Source organism: Nostoc sp. (assembly GCF_036917455.1).
GTDB lineage: Bacteria > Cyanobacteriota > Cyanobacteriia > Cyanobacteriales > Nostocaceae > Nostoc.
Genome location: NZ_JBALDK010000089.1, coordinates 16,347 through 33,058, shown reverse-complemented (window position 1 = coordinate 33,058; position 16,712 = coordinate 16,347). Strand labels below are relative to the sequence as shown.

General features: G+C 38.2%; 15 protein-coding genes. 7 read left to right on the top strand and 8 right to left on the bottom strand.

Translation table 11 applies throughout. The features are described 5' to 3' along the window. Window positions 1-493 precede the first annotated feature (493 nt). The 4 genes from V7K42_RS09450 to V7K42_RS09435 all read left to right on the top strand — a co-directional run bounded on the left by V7K42_RS09450 (window position 494) and on the right by V7K42_RS09435 (window position 5,365). The gene (locus V7K42_RS09450; protein WP_334915576.1) at window positions 494-1,306 is read left to right on the top strand and encodes an SDR family oxidoreductase; all 813 of its coding nucleotides are present in this window, start codon (window positions 494-496) and stop codon (window positions 1,304-1,306) included. 177 nt (window positions 1,307-1,483) lie between these two features. Further along, on the top strand, window positions 1,484-2,422 hold the full coding sequence (locus tag V7K42_RS09445; protein ID WP_334915574.1) for a cation diffusion facilitator family transporter: 939 nt from the start codon (window positions 1,484-1,486) through the stop codon (window positions 2,420-2,422). 69 nt (window positions 2,423-2,491) lie between these two features. Beyond that, window positions 2,492-4,888 (top strand): glycoside hydrolase family 15 protein, encoded by a 2,397-nt coding sequence (locus V7K42_RS09440; RefSeq protein ID WP_334915573.1) that lies wholly within the window; start codon window positions 2,492-2,494, stop codon window positions 4,886-4,888. Window positions 4,889-5,008: 120 nt separating this feature from the next. Beyond that, complete coding sequence (locus V7K42_RS09435; protein ID WP_334915571.1) at window positions 5,009-5,365, top strand: cupin domain-containing protein; 357 nt, start codon at window positions 5,009-5,011, stop codon at window positions 5,363-5,365. A 78-nt stretch (window positions 5,366-5,443) separates the two neighbouring features. Here V7K42_RS09435 and V7K42_RS09430 read toward each other — a convergent pair whose 3' ends face one another. From V7K42_RS09430 to V7K42_RS09410, 5 genes are all read right to left on the bottom strand, one after another. After that, window positions 5,444-5,821, bottom strand: a complete 378-nt coding sequence (locus V7K42_RS09430; protein ID WP_334915569.1) for a VOC family protein — start codon at window positions 5,819-5,821, stop codon at window positions 5,444-5,446. A 195-nt stretch (window positions 5,822-6,016) separates the two neighbouring features. After that, on the bottom strand, window positions 6,017-6,259 hold the full coding sequence (locus V7K42_RS09425; RefSeq protein ID WP_334915568.1) for a hypothetical protein: 243 nt from the start codon (window positions 6,257-6,259) through the stop codon (window positions 6,017-6,019). Window positions 6,260-6,653: 394 nt separating this feature from the next. Beyond that, entirely contained in the window at window positions 6,654-6,902 is a 249-nt protein-coding gene (locus V7K42_RS09420; protein WP_334915566.1) for a hypothetical protein, read from the bottom strand. Between the two features lie 30 nt (window positions 6,903-6,932). Next, window positions 6,933-7,289 carry a VOC family protein gene (locus V7K42_RS09415; protein WP_334915564.1) on the bottom strand — a complete coding sequence of 119 codons (357 nt, stop codon included), beginning with the start codon at window positions 7,287-7,289 and terminating at the stop codon, window positions 6,933-6,935. A gap of 470 nt (window positions 7,290-7,759) precedes the next feature. After that, window positions 7,760-8,467 (bottom strand): class I SAM-dependent DNA methyltransferase, encoded by a 708-nt coding sequence (locus V7K42_RS09410; RefSeq protein WP_334915563.1) that lies wholly within the window; start codon window positions 8,465-8,467, stop codon window positions 7,760-7,762. A gap of 404 nt (window positions 8,468-8,871) precedes the next feature. Here V7K42_RS09410 and V7K42_RS09405 point away from each other — a divergent pair, with 404 nt between their 5' ends. Then, window positions 8,872-10,929: a DUF4330 family protein gene (locus V7K42_RS09405; protein ID WP_334915562.1), complete on the top strand. Its 2,058-nt coding sequence runs from the start codon at window positions 8,872-8,874 to the stop codon at window positions 10,927-10,929. 42 nt (window positions 10,930-10,971) lie between these two features. Beyond that, window positions 10,972-11,673, top strand: coding sequence for an SAM-dependent methyltransferase (locus V7K42_RS09400; protein WP_334915561.1), 702 nt, complete (start codon window positions 10,972-10,974; stop codon window positions 11,671-11,673). Window positions 11,674-12,072: 399 nt separating this feature from the next. On the opposite strand, the gene V7K42_RS09395 is transcribed toward V7K42_RS09400, so the two are convergent. The 3 genes from V7K42_RS09395 to V7K42_RS09385 form a co-directional block, all read right to left on the bottom strand. Then, on the bottom strand, window positions 12,073-13,395 hold the full coding sequence (locus tag V7K42_RS09395; protein WP_334915559.1) for an ATP-binding protein: 1,323 nt from the start codon (window positions 13,393-13,395) through the stop codon (window positions 12,073-12,075). A 96-nt stretch (window positions 13,396-13,491) separates the two neighbouring features. Beyond that, window positions 13,492-14,781: a tellurite resistance TerB C-terminal domain-containing protein gene (locus V7K42_RS09390; protein ID WP_334915557.1), complete on the bottom strand. Its 1,290-nt coding sequence runs from the start codon at window positions 14,779-14,781 to the stop codon at window positions 13,492-13,494. Between the two features lie 166 nt (window positions 14,782-14,947). After that, a complete protein-coding gene (locus V7K42_RS09385; protein WP_334915555.1) occupies window positions 14,948-16,303 on the bottom strand; it encodes an ATP-binding protein in 1,356 nt (451 codons plus the stop codon). An 87-nt stretch (window positions 16,304-16,390) separates the two neighbouring features. Here V7K42_RS09385 and V7K42_RS09380 point away from each other — a divergent pair, with 87 nt between their 5' ends. After that, complete coding sequence (locus V7K42_RS09380) at window positions 16,391-16,711, top strand: TMEM14 family protein (protein ID WP_334915553.1); 321 nt, start codon at window positions 16,391-16,393, stop codon at window positions 16,709-16,711. Window position 16,712: the final 1 nt, after the last annotated feature.

Below are 16,712 nucleotides of genomic sequence, written 5' to 3'. Positions count from 1 at the left end.
GAAATCTTTAAAATAAATTACGAAATCAGGACTTTCTCATAGTTACTATTTTTTAGTAATTATTTTATCAAACATTAAAATTAATGAAAATAACTACAATGTTTGTTTACTTTATATCCCAACTAATATTAACTAAAAGTGAGCGTCAAAGTTTCTCTGAATATACCATAAATCTTTGTTTAAATGGACATAACCTTTAAATCTATAATTTAACCAATCTTATAAATAAAGACATACTATTGTCACAGAAATGACAACTATTTAAAGTATTAGCCATGAAAACAATATACCGTTTATCTTTCTCTGGATAGATTAGGAAAATACTAGAGTTATCTTAATATAAGAAAAACTTTTGTTTGTTTAATCTAAAAATTACCGATTTAGTAATCTAAATCTGCTAAGGCAATACTATGCCAAGAAAGCAAAAATATCATATCATGCAAATATTCAGCTACTTACAAAAAATCCACTTTTTAAAAGTATCGAAAGCATTATGAGCTATTCCCCTTACCTACTTAAAGGTCAAAAAGCACTTGTGACAGGTGGTAGTTCTGGCATTGGTGAAGCTATAGCTCGCCATTTGGCTACATCAGGTGCAGCAGTAGCCATCAACTACCATTCTGAAGCCGAAGAAGCCCAAAAAATTGTTGATGATATAAAAGCTAATAATGGAGAAGCATTTGCTATTCAAGCCGATGTCAGCAAAGAAGACCAAGTAAAAGTAATGTTTAGCAAAACGCTCCAAGAATTTGGCACTATCGACATTTTAGTAAGTAATGCAGGTATTCAAAAAGACTCATCTTTTATCGATATGACCATCGAGCAATGGAATGCAGTTATTGGAATAAATTTGACGGGACAATTCTTGTGTGCGCGAGAAGCCGCAAAGGAATTCTTGCGTCGAGGTGTGAAGCATGATATTTCATGTGCGGCAGGTAAGATTATTTGCATGAGTTCCGTGCATGAGGTAATTCCTTGGGCAGGTCACGTTAATTATGCTACTAGTAAGGGTGGCATTAATATGATGATGAAAAGTATTGCCCAAGAACTTGCCCCTCACAAAATTCGCGTTAATAGTATTGCTCCTGGTGCGATTAAAACCCCAATTAACAAATCAGCTTGGGATACTCCAGAAGCAGAAGCAAAGTTACTAAAACTAATTCCAACAAAACGTGTAGGAAATGTTGAAGATATCGCTAAAGCAGCAGTTTGGCTAGCTTCTGATGAATCTGATTATGTTAACGGTACAACACTATTTGTAGATGGTGGCATGACCTTGTATCCAGGATTTACGGAAAATGGTTAAAGACAAGACTAGAGGCTAGTAACTATAGCAAGCAGATTTGATTGATTCTTTCAAAAACCAAAGATGAGTCCTATAGTCAAGCTATCTTATACCTTCTGATAGTTTACTTTTAACTATCCGAGGAGACATTGTAGGGGGGATGCACCTAAGTTTCTGGATAGCTGGTTATTCACGCTCATGGCAACTGATTCATCTAAAAAAACAATCTTTGCGGCGATGGGGTCTAATTTAGCGATCGCTATTACTAAATTTATCGCCGCCTCCATCACTGGCAGTTCCGCTATGATCTCAGAGGGGATTCATTCAGTTGTAGATACTGGCGACCAACTCGTACTTTTGTTAGGAATTCACAAAAGCCAAAAACCAGCAGATGATAGCCATCCCTTTGGATACGGTCAAGAACTCTATTTCTGGACTTTTATCGTTGCTATCCTCATCTTTGCCATTGGTGGGGGGATGTCAATTTATGAAGGAATTACTCATTTAATTAACCCCAGCCCTTTAGAAGATCCAAGATGGAATTATATTGTATTGAGTGTAGCAATAATATTGGAGGGCTTTTCTTGGACTGTAGCTTTAAAAGAGTTTTTGCCGACTAAGGGTAAGCAAAATTTTTGGCAAGCAATCAAAAACAGTAAAGACCCAACAGTATTTACAATATTATTTGAGGATACTGCTGCAATTTTAGGTTTATTCGTTGCTTTAATAGGAATCTTTTTAGGGCATTTATTTAATAATCTTTATTTTGATGGAATAGCCTCGATTATTATTGGCATAATCTTGGCTATAGTTGCAGTACTACTAGCTAGAGAAAGTAAAGGATTATTACTTGGTGAAAGTGCTAATCCTCAAACTATAGCTAATATTCGTTCTTTGTCAAAAACAGAACCAGGGGTACAAGAAGTGATTCGTGTGCTAACAATGCAGCTTGCTCCCCAGGAAGTATTACTCAACCTGGAAATCCAGTTTTCCAAAAATCTTACCGGGGAGGATATAGCATTAACTGTCGAGAGTTTAGAAACAAAAATTCGCCAAAAACATCCTGAAATAAAACAAATTTTTATTGAGGCAAAATCTATAGCTGCTACTCGCAAATCCTCTCAATCTTTGCAATAAATTTTAATTACATAAATATCAACTACAGCGTTTCCAAATAGCAATCAAAGCCAATCGGCACAATAAATTATGGTAAAGATTATTGGTCAAGGGCAGGCTTTTGGTTCACCGGGTATCGAGCCTCGATGGACTCATGCGAATAAAGATGGAGTCGGAACAGCTTACTCTACCTCTAGTCGTGTTTGGTTTACTATCTGGAACGGTATTGTTACTGAAGTCTACCATCCTACAGTAGATCGACCCCAAGTTCGGGATTTACAGTACCTCATTTCTGATGGTAAAAGCTTTTTTCATGAAGAAAAACGCCATCTCAAATCAAAAGTAGAACATTTGTGGACTTACGGTTTGGGATACCGCATTACTAATTCCGATCCCGATGGGCGCTATACAATCATTAAAGAAGTTATTGCTGACCCGCATTTCTCCTGTATTTTACAGCACACAAAATTAACAGGAGAGCGCGATTTTCTCTCTCAACTCCACCTATATGCTTTATGTGCGCCGCATCTGGAAGTTGGAGGTAGAGGTAACAATGGTTACGTCATCGAAGTTGCTGGTCATCAAATTCTAACGGCCGAGAAAGAAGGATCGTGGGTGGTGCTGGGTGCAACAGTTCCTTTTAGCCATCTTTCCTGTGGCTACGTCGGTGAAAGTGATGGCTGGACAGATTTGGTTGATAATTTCCAGATGGATTGGGAATTTTGTCAAGCTGTGGATGGCAATATTAGTCTGACAGGAGAAATAAATCTGGATGGTTGTGATGAGTTTACTTTAGGATTGGCATTTGGTAGCAATCTGCATAATGCGATTTCTACGCTATTTCAGTCGCTTAATATTCCTTTTGAACAGCAGAAGCAACAATACGACGAACAGTGGAAACGATCGCGCCGCAATATCCGACCCCTAGAAGATGTTTCCGATGACGAAGGTAAGTTGTATCACAGCAGCATTAGTTTGCTTTTAGCACATGAAGACAAAGCCTATCCTGGTGCTTTAATCGCCTCCCTTGCCATCCCTTGGGGTGAAGCCAAAGATGACGAAGACCAAGGGGGATATCATCTTGTCTGGACGCGGGATATGGTCAGTAGTGCAACAGGTTTGATAGCTGCTGGCGAAGCTGAAACAGCAGTGCGATCGCTGATTTATCTGGCCACTAGTCAGCAGGAAGATGGCGGTTTTCCCCAAAATTTCTGGGTTGATGGTAAACCTTACTGGACAGGCATCCAGCTTGATGAGGTAGCATTTCCCATTCTGTTGGCATGGTTATTGCACCAGCAGAATACCTGCTTAAACTTTGATATTTACCCCATGATTTTACGGGCAGCAGGTTATTTAATTCGTCACGGTCCAGCTACCCAACAAGAACGCTGGGAAGAAAATAGCGGTTATTCACCATCAACACTAGCATCCAATATTGCCGCCTTAATTTGTGCCGCTGAATTTGTTCGTGAACATGGTGATGAAACAACGGCAGAATTCATAGAAGAATATGCTGATTTTTTAGAATCTCATATCGAAGCTTGGACAGTTACTACTGAAGGAACTTTAGTTTCTGGCATCAAACGCCATTATATTCGGATTACCCCTACAGATATTAATAGTCCTCAACCCAACGAAAATCCTAACCAAGGAACTCTTTTCATCAGCAGTCAACCTCCTAGTAAACTAGCAGAATTTCCCGCGAAGGAAATTGTCGATGGCGGGTTTCTGCAATTAGTACGCTATGGAATTCGTAAACCTGATGACCCCATTATTATTGATTCTGTCAAAGTAATTGATGCAGTTTTAAAAGTAGATACACTCGCTGGGCCTTGTTGGCATCGTTATAACCACGATGGCTATGGACAGCAAGAAGATGGCAGTCCTTACACTAGTTATGGTAAGGGACGCGCTTGGCCTCTGTTGACAGGAGAGAGAGGACATTATGAATTAGCTGTTGGCGGCGATGTCAAAACATATATCAAGGCAATGGAAGGATTTGCTTCAAACACTTGTTTGCTACCAGAACAGGTTTGGGATGAAGCAGATCAACCTGAAAACCACATGTATTTAGGAAAACCAACAGGTTCCGCAATGCCTTTAATGTGGGCGCACGCAGAATATATCAAGCTGCTACGGTCAAATCATGACGATCGCGTATTTGATTTGATTCCAGAGGTGGCGAATCGCTATTTAGGCGAAAGACAAAAATGTAAATCATTGGAAATTTGGAAGTTTAACCGTCAAATTGACAAAGTTAAAAAAGGTTATACATTACGAATTCACGCTTTAGCATCTTTCCAGTTGCATTGGTCACACGATAATTGGCAAACAGCAAAAGATACGCCTTCTACTGCCACAAAATTAGGAGTGAGTTTTGTAGATGTCTCTGTTTCTGATAGCCAAGAACAGCCAATCAGCTTTACCTTTTTCTGGATTGAAAGTAGCAAATGGGAACAGTGCAATTATACGGTTGTAGTTGAGTAGGAGCCAATCAATAATTTTATGCAGAATAACCAATCAAACAAACCGACAATTGACTACTGGCACGTCTGGACTGACCACGACGGTATAAGTCACCAATCACGTTGCCAAGTTAACGACTTCATGGAGAAAGGTATAGCCCCTGATACCTCGCCGCAATGGCTTTCTAAATTGAAGCAGTCTGGTGCCACAATTACCTTTACTGTGCTACCCGTGGGATGGGTTGGCAACTGGCATGAGAACCCGAAGCCTCAATGGATCATACCTCTGTCGGGACGCTGGTTTGTGAAGACTATGGACGGACAGCGAGTAGAAATGGGCCCTGGCGAGATTTCATTTGGAGAAGACCAGGGTACGAAAGCGGACGCGCAAGGTAATAAGGGTCACTTATCTGGCACAGTAGGCGATGCGCCAGCTGTTCTGGTAATGGTGCAACTTGAAGAAAATCCGACTTTCGAGCAATCTTGTCGATTTAAGTAACTATCCTTATCCGCCGAGAGTTTCACTTAGGTGCGTTTGTCCTGACTTCTAAGCCGTTAAGGATTCTTTGGTGGTATGTTATGTGTTTTTCCTCCCCTCAGCAATCTCTATTCGATTCCCACCGGGATCGCGGAGGAAAAACCGCACGCATCCTGGAATTGGTCTTTGATCGGAAATAATTTCTACTCCATGTCCTTTTAGGTGTTCCTCAAAGGCATTCAAGTTATCAACTTGGAAACAATAATGTCGTCTAGATGCTTGGTTATTGGCGTTTTTTTCTGTACTAATGTGTAGTTCAATGTCTCCCAATTTGTACCACGCTCCAGAATCGTTTTGGACTATCTCAGGTCTAGGAATTTCAGTCAAGCCCAAAATTTTGCTGTAGAAAGACAGCATTGCATCCTTTACCTCAAGAGGATACGTTACCTGAATATGATGAACTGCTTTAAGTGTCATAAATTTTTCTCCTAGTTTGAGTTAAATTTGGCAACCCCACAATCACTTTTTGCACATTGTTTGTGAAATACTACTCTTTAAATTACGGTAAATCAATAAATTTTAAGTAGCTTGGAATGCAGCTAATAAATTTTTCGTTTTTTAGCTACTATAATGTGCTAAAAATTTTCTCAATTTAACATTTACTGCAAATTTTCAAGGCTTAATTTCTGAAGGAGTTAAAGCAGCATACTGTTTAGAAGAAAGTGTTGCTTCTTTAACGTTGATTTTCTTAGTGATGAATTTATGCTCATAGAACAAGTCAGCAATTTTCTGCTGTCCTGACAAAACTTCTTCACTAAGAGGTCTTAATGTATAAAGCCTACGTTTTGATACAAATTCTAGTGTTGGAACATCAATTTTTGCTTCAGATGAAAAGTAATTATTTAATGGTTTCATTTCTTAAAGGATAAATATTTGCTTTTTGCGCTACTGGCAATTAGCTAGAAATTGCAATGGAAGTTTTTACTGATAAATTTAATTAAGCTGCTTTGGAAATGGTGAATAATGGGGGATAAATTTTAATCTACGATAAGTAAGTCGATTTAGCGTATATTAGAATTACACGCATATTACCATAGACTTTTGTAAGAATCAAGCAGTAAATAAAGCCATGTTTCTAAGACAAGTTTTCTATCTATGGTTGGTATCAGAAAGTCTTATTGCAGATAAATTTAGGAAAAATTTTCTACAACTGTTAAGTAGCTAAGGCCAAATCGTAACAGTCCACTTCTTAATGCTTCATTCCGCAGAGACGATTTTTGAACTTTTAGCAAAGAAAGAGGCAGATTTACTAATAGCGGTGGCTTTTGTTGCAGAGATAGTTGCCACCAGCAGACATCGTGCCACTCACAAAATTTATACTCAATTCTGCAAAATACACTTGCAGGCAAAAAACTGGCAGCCTTATGCACAGCAATACTTGCTGGATTAAGTAAAGCGATCGCAGCAAAAACGTTGTAAAATCCTTAGAGTTGTAGCAATCCAAAAAGAGAAGCGTACAGGCATAACTTTCATTAGCTAGTCTAATTGCAGCCTTCATAACAGATCCTTTTTAGGCTAAAATTAGTCATCAAAATTCAACATACTCAATAATGGTTCCATCAGGATGCATCGCTCGCATATTGACTCCAGTCGGAACTTTGTTAGGTTCAGCTAGAATCACTGCACCCTGCTGAATAAGTGCTTCTTTAAAATCATTGAGTGAGTCAACGAGAAATGTTGCATGTGTACTCTTAAATGAAGAGAGTGCTTCCGGCGAACCAGCAATTAAAAGAATAGAACCCACACCCGCGAGTTCCAACTCAGCTTCGGAATATTGAAACCACAACCAACATTTTTCTGTAAAGAGATTTTCATAGAAAGCGATCGCCTCATCCAAGTCTACCGGACTAAGATAGACTCTAGTTAATACTTTAAGAATTTGCATTGCAAACTGTCTATTAGGCAGCTAGTGTATTTTATTTTGCTTATTCGGCAATCATAGTTAACTGAGATTGATCGAGAAATAGCCTATATTTAACTTAAAAAAGGTCTTCAACTCTCTGTTCATCTAGTTCTTGATAACATTGTTTGCTGTCAATCAAAATACATTTCATTTCTACTCCTTTAGCCCCACATCAGTCATCTGTATAGCTAGAAACAATATATATACATAAATCTTGCATTAGTACTTAGCTTGAGGAGTATGTCAGAGAGAATAGCAGGAAGAGGCTTTCTGATGCCATGTTGAATCAGATGCCTCTACACAGAAAGATAGATGTGATACTCCCATAAAATTTAGGTGACACTGAATTAGTGAGGCATAAGATGTAGTTTAAATAATTGCGGTGGCGAGTCCACGTGCTTCTGCAAATAAGCAAGCTACGCGCAGTCTCTCGTTGAGAGCGTCATTATGAATTACAAATTACGAATTGTTTCAACTTTTTTTACCTGTGCATAAATAAAATAGTTATCTGTCAACTTTACCTCAACCTGAAAGCCGGCTTTTTGTAGCTTATCCTTAAGTTCATCAGGCTGATAAAAGATTTTGACAATCTGAAATTCTTGACCATCATTTAATTTACGGGTTTTATATATGTTTCCGTCATCTTTAAGGGTATGATTGTTAGCTGTGGATGTTGGTTCAAAGCAAGAGTCAATGATAAATACTTGTCCGCCAACGCGAACAGATTGATAGACTTTCGTCAAAAAGGAATCGAGCAAATTTGGCGGTACGTGAGATAGCCAAAAGGCGAAGAACACCAAATCATAAGCTGTGTCAGGTTTCCAAGTAAATAAATCAATTAGGTGATATTGAACACTCAGTGAATTTAACTTCGAGCGATTAATTGCAATCACTTCTTCAGAGGCATCGATCGCAGTAATCTTTTTACCGATCCTTAAAAGCTCCTGCGTCCAGATACCTGTTCCAGATGCTAACTCTAAAATATCATCCACCATGCCAATTTGGTGTAATGTATTTTTGATCGCAGCTATTTCATTAAACCAGCGCTGGTTGATTTCTGGACTGCGATCGTAGCGTCCTTTTCTATAGAACCACTCATCATATTCATTGGCTCTAGCACGATAGTACTCAATCTGTTGTTGAATAATCCGATCTGTCATAGCGTCCTTTCCGATCCGATTGAGTTTAAATTTGACGTTGCTATGACTTTTTGGGAAAACTTTTTCTTCAGCGAATAAACTTACATTTCAGCTTTAATTATGTGATATTTTTATCATTACATAATAATCCGGCAAGTCAATAAACTTATCGGAGATATAGGATTACTATTTGATTTTTGAACAAAATTATCTATTGTAGGGTGTGTTAGAACGGAGTTCGTAACGCACTATTATCATGGGTTTGATGCCGTACTCTTTGCGCTCACATCCTACGGATATTTTCTCCAAATCAAACCGGATTCCTATAGCACTCATTTAGTTTGACTGAAAATTGTATGTAACATCCCCCAATAACGTTAATATACATTAATCTTCTTCAGTGATGATGAACTATAAAATTTATTATGTCTTTTCTAGATTTAAAAAATAGACTTTTCAGTAAGTTTAATAGCCTAGATTTCAGGGCTATACAGTTAAGTTTGCTAGTTATATTTGGGATATTGTTCTTTATCGGAACTAGTATTGGTGTAGCGCAAGTCAGAACAGCACCAAAACCGGGATTTACACTGCAACTTTTACATACTTCCGACCAAGAAGCAGGTGTCCCGGCTCTGAAAGATGCACCAAACTTTTCGGCGGTGTTAAATGCACTAAAAAATCAGGATGTAAATCGTAACGGCAAGCCTGATTATCCTAATACATTAATTCTTGCATCTGGAGATGCCTATATTCCCAGCCCTTTCTTATTTGCCAGCGACACAGCTTTTGGTGGACAGGGAAGAGGAGATATCTTAATTTTAAATGCTCTTGGCTTTGGTGCGATCGCATTTGGTAATCACGAATTTGACTTGGGTACGGCTGTTGTTGCCGATTTAATCCGCGCTAAAGAAGATTATCCTGGTACAAAATTTCCTTATCTCAGTACAAATCTAGATTTCAGTACTGACAAAGACCTAGCAAAATTAGTTACTGCTGATAGACAAGAGGCAAGTAAAATTCCTAATAAAATTGCCCGTAGCACCATTATTACCCTCAATGGTGAAAAAATTGGTATAGTCGGGGCGACAACTCCTACACTGCGAACTATTTCTTCTCCAGGTGGTGTGACTGTGTTACCTAAAGAATTTAATGACCGGAATACCGCAGACATCGCCGCCTTAGCTACTGAAATTCAAACTTCCGTCGATGCACTGCTGACAAAAAACTCAGAGATTAATAAAGTTATTCTGTTGGCACACATGCAGCAAATTGCTATTGAGCAAAAACTAGCAGAATTACTCAAGGGAGTAGATATCATTGTTGCTGGTGGTTCAAATACCTTGCTAGCCGACAAAACAGACCGTCTGCGAGTCGATGATAAGTCTGCTGGAACTTATCCAATCCTCAAAAAAGCAGCAGATGGTAATCCAATAGCCGTAGTTAATACCGATGGGAACTATCGCTATGTTGGTCGTTTAGTAGTTAACTTTGATGGCAATGGAGTGATTATTCCTAAAAGTATTGACTCCAAAATCAGTGGTGCTTATGCTACTGATTCTCAAGGTGTAGCATTTGGAGGTGGGAAACCAGACCCCAAAATTGTTGCCATTACAGAAGCACTTAAAAAAGTGATTATTGCTCAAGATGGTCAGATTTTCGGGAAAACCAACGTCTTTCTCAATGGCTGGCGCAGCGATATCCGCACCCAAGAAACCAATTTAGGGAATTTGACAGCTGAAGCTAATTTAGCGATCGCTAAGGGGTACGATCCTAAGACTGTCATTTCCATCAAAAATGGTGGTGGTATCCGTGACAATATCGGTATCTCTACCTTTCCCGCAGGTTCAACTCGCTCACAGGATGTTATCAAACTGCCACCCCAAGCAAATCCTCTAGCAGGTAAGAAAGAAAAAGAAATTTCTCAACTTGACATTACCAATGCTTTACGATTCAACAATGGCTTGACTTTAGTTACTCTGAATGCAGCAGAATTATTGGCGTTGATGGAACACAGCGTAGCAGCCATAGCACCGGGTACTACCCCTGGTAGTTTTCCTCAAGTAGCGGGATTAGCCTTTAGCTTTGACCCAGATTTGCCAGCAGGTAAGCGTGTCAAGTCTCTTGCTATCAAAGATGAGAAAAGTAAAATTACTGATATAGTAGCTAAAAATGCAGAGTTAGTAGGTGATGCTAATCGCATCTTCTGCACTGTTACCCTCAACTTCCTCGCAACTGGTGGTGATGGCTATCCTTTTCCCAAAACAGAACGAGTTGATTTGACATCAAAAGATGTTAATAAGAGCAAACGCACAGGTTTAGCCACTTTTGCCCAAGATGGTTCCGAACAAGACGCATTAGCAGAATATCTGGCTGCTAATTTTAAGCAGATTCCATTTGCTCAAGTAGATGTGCCACCAGCCGAAGATACTCGCATTCAAAATCTTAAATTCCATAAAGATATGGTGTTATCAAAAGTGAATTAATTATTATCCTATTTAATTCAGTCTATTTACGAGGTAAATTCTATGGTAATGGTTCTGGATAAAGTAGTTCCTTTTGGGAGGTCAATGGATGAATATATAAAAATATTTAATTTAACAAACTTAGATTTAAATAAAAGAATTATTGGAATTGGGGATGGGCCAGCAAGCTTTAATGCAGAAATGACACGTCATGGTAAAAGTGTAGTTTCTGTTGATCCACTATACCAATTTTCTGGTGGTGAAATATTGCAAAGATTTAATGAAGTGGTAGATAATATCATTAACCAAGTTAGGGCTACATCAAATGATTGGGTATGGAGCTATCATAAATCTCCAGATGATTTACGACACAATCGAGTCAAAGTTCTCCAAGAATTTCTGTCTGATTACGAAACTGGTAAAAATAGTAACAGATACACAGTAGGTGAATTGCCAAAACTGGCATTTAAAAATCAAGAATTTGACATAGCTCTGTGTTCACATTTACTATTTTTATATTCAGATCATCTCGATTACAATTTTCATCTGAATTCTGTAGATGAAATGCTACGCATTGCTAAAGAAATCAGGATATTTCCCCTCATAACTTTAATGTGGAAAAATTCACAACATTTAGATCAAATAGTTAAACATTACACTTCAAGAGGTTACAAAATAGATATTGAAAAGGTTGATTACGAACTTCAGCCTGGTGGAAATAAAATGTTGAAGATAACAAGAAACATTGAGAAAATTCATAATTAGTAATTGTATTAAAGGTTGTTTAAGAAGTATTTTATTCCATATTAAGTTTAGAGCAAAACCAGCTTTAAAGAATGAATTATTTGTAACAACTATATAAGTAATATCATGTTCGTTTGATTACTTATTAAACCCGAAGAATCCCTCCCCGCCTGCGGGGAGGGGACTAAGGGGTGAGGTGCAATTACTGTGGGAATTATAACTAACTTATGCGAACTTGATATAACTATAAGATTCCGGTTTGATTTTTGGACAAAATTAAGTATTTGTAGGAACGCTAACGCACCTTACGTCTCTGTTCAAAAATCAAATAGTAATCCTATATTCTTACCTAACCAAGAATTATTTGCTCATTCTGTAGCAGTTATTCAGAAGTTACGACTTTTACAAGAGGTCTATTAATCACAAACTAAATTCTGCTGCATTATCAGCATCTGCATCTTTACCCATCGCAGTAGGTTTAAATTTAGAGCCATGAATTAATTCACCAAAGGCAATTCCTGGATTTTGGTGAAGAATATTCAGTACACTCATAAAATCCCGCACAATTTCCCCTGGTGTAAGTAATGCTTCTGCACCCAAACGATGAATAATTTCTTGTACAAACTCCTTTAATTCACGATTTGTTAAAGTTTGTTCATAGCCAAAATTGAGTGCATGAATTTCAGCTAAACGTTGCAGAAGGGTCAATATTTCTGTTTCACTCAACGGATTTAGCCGAATCACTGGCCCTAAATGTTCCTGAACGCCAGATTGTGCAATAAAACGACTTTCTTTTGTGCGTCTTTGCCAAGCTGGGTCTGCAAAAAGTCCTCGTTTGGGGTCTTCTAAAAATTTGGTTGTTCCACCAACAACAATGCCAAGATGTTCTGCTTTACATTGCATAGTATCGTTAAACATTGCGAGGAGTCGATTATAATTTTTTTCCCGCGTTACCGTAGTAGATATTTGATATAAATGTACGGCTTCATCAAATATAATTAACAGTCCTTTATAACCAATTTCAGCTACAAATTTAGCAAACAGTTTGATATAGTCATACCAACTATCATCATCAATAATGACGCGCACTCCTAAAGCTGCTTTGGCCTCAACTTTAGTCGTAAATTCTCCACGCAACCAGCGCATTGCCGCATTTTTTAAATTATCGTCATCCAATCGGTAGCCACGCCAATAAGCGATAATCACACTACCAAAATCAAAACCATGAACTAAGTCTTCAATATACTGAACTACTTCTCTAATTTTTGATTCAACTTTGTCATCAAAACCATCGTCATTGGGACGCATTCCAGTTTCTTTAACTACTTCTTGTTGAATTTTATTAATCCATCCCTCTAAAATAGAGACTAAAGCACCACCATCAGGACGAGTTTTTGTAGCTAGGTGGCTCATTAATTCCCGATAGGTCGCTACACCTTCATGGTTGCTTCCAGCTAATCGACGTTCAGAGGATAAATCGGCATCAGCGACTACAAAACCTTGCTCCATAGCGCGGTTACGAGTTAGTTGCAGTAAAAAACTTTTCCCAGAACCGTAGTTACCAATTATAAAGCGAAATGCTGCTACACCTTCTGCAATATCATCGAGATTTTGTAATAGGCTTTTCAGTTCTTTTTCTCGACCTACTGCTATGTATTCAACTCCAACTCTTGGTACTACCCCCGCACCAAGGGAATTGATTAAAGCAGTGGAGATTTTTTTCGAGATTTTGAGCTTTGCCATGTATTACACTTCACTTTATTCTAAAGACAGAAGCACGCAGTAAATAGGTAAGAGACATATCCACCTTACTACTAATCTGACGACTGTAATAACACTTTAGTTTGACGATGCATGTTTAGCTAGGAGACTTTCATGCATGGCAATCATTTTTTTTACATAGATAATATACTCAAAGTAAACTTCTGGGACTTCCGAATTTGAATTAATTATTAATTCCCCAATAATATCATTTGCCCGTTCATTTATAGAATCGATTAAGAGATTTGGCATAGTTATGTTTGCTTCAGCAATTTTTTTAATGGCAGCTTTGGGATTATCTTGCTCGACTATAGATTTTAATACTTGTAGTTCGTATATTGGGAGATTTTCTAAAAAATTAGTCCATTCTTCAGGGATATTTTCTGATGTATCAACTTCCAAACTGTCTACGACTGTTGTAGTTTCCATTATTTCAGAAAAAGGAAACAATTCAGGCTCATCTTCTTGGGAATTATCAGCCAAAGGTTCTAGATTAAATGTTTCTATTTGTTGAAGTAATTCCCATACTTGATTTTGCAATGAATCTCGTTCTTCTTGTAATAATGAAGTTTGGACTTGCAACTGCTGGAATTCAACTTTGTGTTCTGCTAGTTGGATTTGTAAAGAACCCAGGATGGCTTGAATATTTTCTCTTTCGGTTTTTGTTGCTATCAGTAATTGATTTTTTTGGATTGTCTCAACTTCTAACTCTTGAATTCCAATTCGTAGTTCGTACAGTTTTTCTTCTAATTGGGGTTTGAGTCTGCCTAAAAGAGTTAAATTGCTTTCAACTTCTTGTTTATCCTGCTGGAGTTCAGAAATTTGACTTTGCAACTGGGTAATTTCAGCACGTGATACATTACAATTTGACTCTAAACGGCGCTTTTCTGCTGTGAGGATAGAAAAAGCGTTGTTTAATTCTGTTTGATTTTTATGCAAGTTATTGATTTCAGTTTGCAGACTATTGATTTCTGTTTCTAACTGCTTTTTTTGTCCGGCAACTGTTCTCAATTCTCGATGTAAACTATCTCTTTGGTTACGGCTTTCTGTTACTTGATTTTGTAGTTGTTGGGACTCAGCGTATAATAAATTATGATGTTCTTCGATTTGATTAATTTCTCTGACAACACGAGCTTTCAATCCCTCCATTTCTTTAATTCGCTTGCGGAGAGAACCTAAAACAAGCATTTCATAATTTCTCCGTCGCTTATCTACGAATAATGCTGCTGCATAGATAGTAAAGGCAGTAATTAAACCTGTGAGAAAGGCTTTATTAAAATCCCAGTTCGGGACGAGGCTAAGTCCAAAACTCACACTAAAGGCAACTATTCCTAGTATAAATCGATTGCCGATCGTTACTGATTGCATATTGCTGGTTTTTAGCGTAGTGAAATTGTCAGAATAAGTAGCTCTCATCTTAATTTATAATTCATATTTCCTAATGATAATATACATAAAATAATATTTACTCAAAAATAGTTTATACATGTTGTCTTGCAAGTAATAACAAAGGTCGAGCGTGAATGAACTAATTTTAATCAGAAGTGTTAGATGTGTCCTTATTTGAGTTAAAGAGTCTTAAATCTGCTTTTAAAAAATCAACAAACTGCCGTGCTGTGCGTCCAGAACGACCGTTGTGACGAGTTGCCCATTGTAATGCTTGAAATTCCAAATCTTCTTGGGTAATATTAATTTCAGCTTGTGCAGCTAGATGTTGTACAATCTTCAAATAAGTTTTCTGATCGGCTGGTTCAAAGGTCAAGGTTAAACCAAAGCGATCGCTAAACGAAAGCTTCTCCTGCATCGTATCCCAAGCATGGATTTCGTCGTTATCCTTGGGGGTAGGTCTATCCACAAAAAACTCCCGAATCAAGTGGCGGCGATTGGAGGTAGCATACACAACTACATTTTGCGGCCGCGCGGTTAAATTACCTTCTAAAACTACCTTGAGCGCTTTGAAGGCATCATCATCTTCTTCAAAGGAAAGGTCATCGACAAAGATGATAAATTTTTGTGACACACCTCGTAAATGTTCCACAATTTCTGGTAAGTCTTTTAAATCAGATTTTGTCACTTCCAACAAGCGGAGGCTATGATCGCTATATTCATTCAACAAAGATTTTACTAAAGAAGATTTGCCAGAACCACGACTACCGTAAAGTAATACGTGCAGTGCCATCTCTCCTGATAGTAAAAACTCTGTATTTTTTAGCAAAGCATCTCTTTGAGACTCGTAACCTACAAGCGCACTCAGCTTAACCGGATCGGAATACCGGATACCGATAAACTGCCCACCTTGCCAGCGTAAAGCGCGATATTCAGCAAACAAACCAGATCCACATTGCCGATAATAAGCCGCTAATTCTTCTACAGCATCACCCCAATTATCTAATTCTTGTAGATATGTAGCGAACTTTGTCTCTACTTTTACCAATTCTTGCTCTTTATACCACACTACTGGCGAAATGGGCATGTGAGCTACATTTTGTATCCACTCACTTAAAGAAGCGCTGCTACATTCATAGAGGCTTTGCAATATTTGTAAATCATGCTTAACTGCTGCTACTAAAGCTGGGGGCAATTCTTCAAATTCTCGTGTTTCAGCCAGCTTTGTAAAAGGATTCTTAGAGAAGAGAAGTTGAGTAATTAAATAGTCTTCCCAGTTTTGATTTTTGGCCGCTAAAGCGTGGAAATAACTACCGTATGCTTGGAGACAACCCCGGGCATCGGCATCAGTGTAACGTATAGCTTGCAACAGTTCTAGAAATGCTATCCCCACTTCGCCTTGGAGGACAGACTGGTAGAGTAAAAGTGATGCTGCTTGACGCTGGAGATATTGAACTTTTGTATATAAGGAAGTACTTGCTATTGGCATCGCTTGATTATCCATTAATCAACTGTGTGGTATAGCTATTTAGCTATGGTAAATTGTCTGCTGACCTTGGCAGTAAAGTCAAAATCTACAGATGTTTTAACAATGAATTTAAGTATAATTGCTGCTTTCACATACGGCATCTTAGCGATCGCTGGTGGCATTATTGGCTATACTCAGGCTAGAAGTAGGGTTTCACTGTTAAGTGGTAGCATTAGCGGCTTATTACTAATACTTGCCGCCTACCTTCAACTCAAAGGACAAACCTGGGGTTTGATTTTAGCAGTGTTAGTTACTGGTGTTTTAGTGGTAGTCTTTGCATTTCGACTCGTTAAAACACGCAAATTTATGCCGGCGGGATTAATGACGATTTTGGGAATGTTGGCCTTAGTGGTGATGGTGAATCAAATGGTGGCTTTAAAGTAGC

Bases quoted from the DNA above. Each gene is read 5' to 3' on its own strand.
- V7K42_RS09450 (WP_334915576.1), top strand. From the start codon at position 494: ATGAGCTATTCCCCTTACCTACTTAAAGGTCAAAAAGCACTTGTGACA.
- V7K42_RS09445 (WP_334915574.1), top strand. From the start codon at position 1,484: ATGGCAACTGATTCATCTAAAAAAACAATCTTTGCGGCGATGGGGTCT.
- V7K42_RS09440 (WP_334915573.1), top strand. From the start codon at position 2,492: ATGGTAAAGATTATTGGTCAAGGGCAGGCTTTTGGTTCACCGGGTATC.
- V7K42_RS09435 (WP_334915571.1), top strand. From the start codon at position 5,009: ATGGAGAAAGGTATAGCCCCTGATACCTCGCCGCAATGGCTTTCTAAA.
- V7K42_RS09430 (WP_334915569.1), bottom strand. From the start codon at position 5,821: ATGACACTTAAAGCAGTTCATCATATTCAGGTAACGTATCCTCTTGAG.
- V7K42_RS09425 (WP_334915568.1), bottom strand. From the start codon at position 6,259: ATGAAACCATTAAATAATTACTTTTCATCTGAAGCAAAAATTGATGTT.
- V7K42_RS09420 (WP_334915566.1), bottom strand. From the start codon at position 6,902: ATGAAGGCTGCAATTAGACTAGCTAATGAAAGTTATGCCTGTACGCTT.
- V7K42_RS09415 (WP_334915564.1), bottom strand. From the start codon at position 7,289: ATGCAAATTCTTAAAGTATTAACTAGAGTCTATCTTAGTCCGGTAGAC.
- V7K42_RS09410 (WP_334915563.1), bottom strand. From the start codon at position 8,467: ATGACAGATCGGATTATTCAACAACAGATTGAGTACTATCGTGCTAGA.
- V7K42_RS09405 (WP_334915562.1), top strand. From the start codon at position 8,872: ATGTCTTTTCTAGATTTAAAAAATAGACTTTTCAGTAAGTTTAATAGC.
- V7K42_RS09400 (WP_334915561.1), top strand. From the start codon at position 10,972: ATGGTAATGGTTCTGGATAAAGTAGTTCCTTTTGGGAGGTCAATGGAT.
- V7K42_RS09395 (WP_334915559.1), bottom strand. From the start codon at position 13,395: ATGGCAAAGCTCAAAATCTCGAAAAAAATCTCCACTGCTTTAATCAAT.
- V7K42_RS09390 (WP_334915557.1), bottom strand. From the start codon at position 14,781: ATGCAATCAGTAACGATCGGCAATCGATTTATACTAGGAATAGTTGCC.
- V7K42_RS09385 (WP_334915555.1), bottom strand. From the start codon at position 16,303: ATGGATAATCAAGCGATGCCAATAGCAAGTACTTCCTTATATACAAAA.
- V7K42_RS09380 (WP_334915553.1), top strand. From the start codon at position 16,391: ATGAATTTAAGTATAATTGCTGCTTTCACATACGGCATCTTAGCGATC.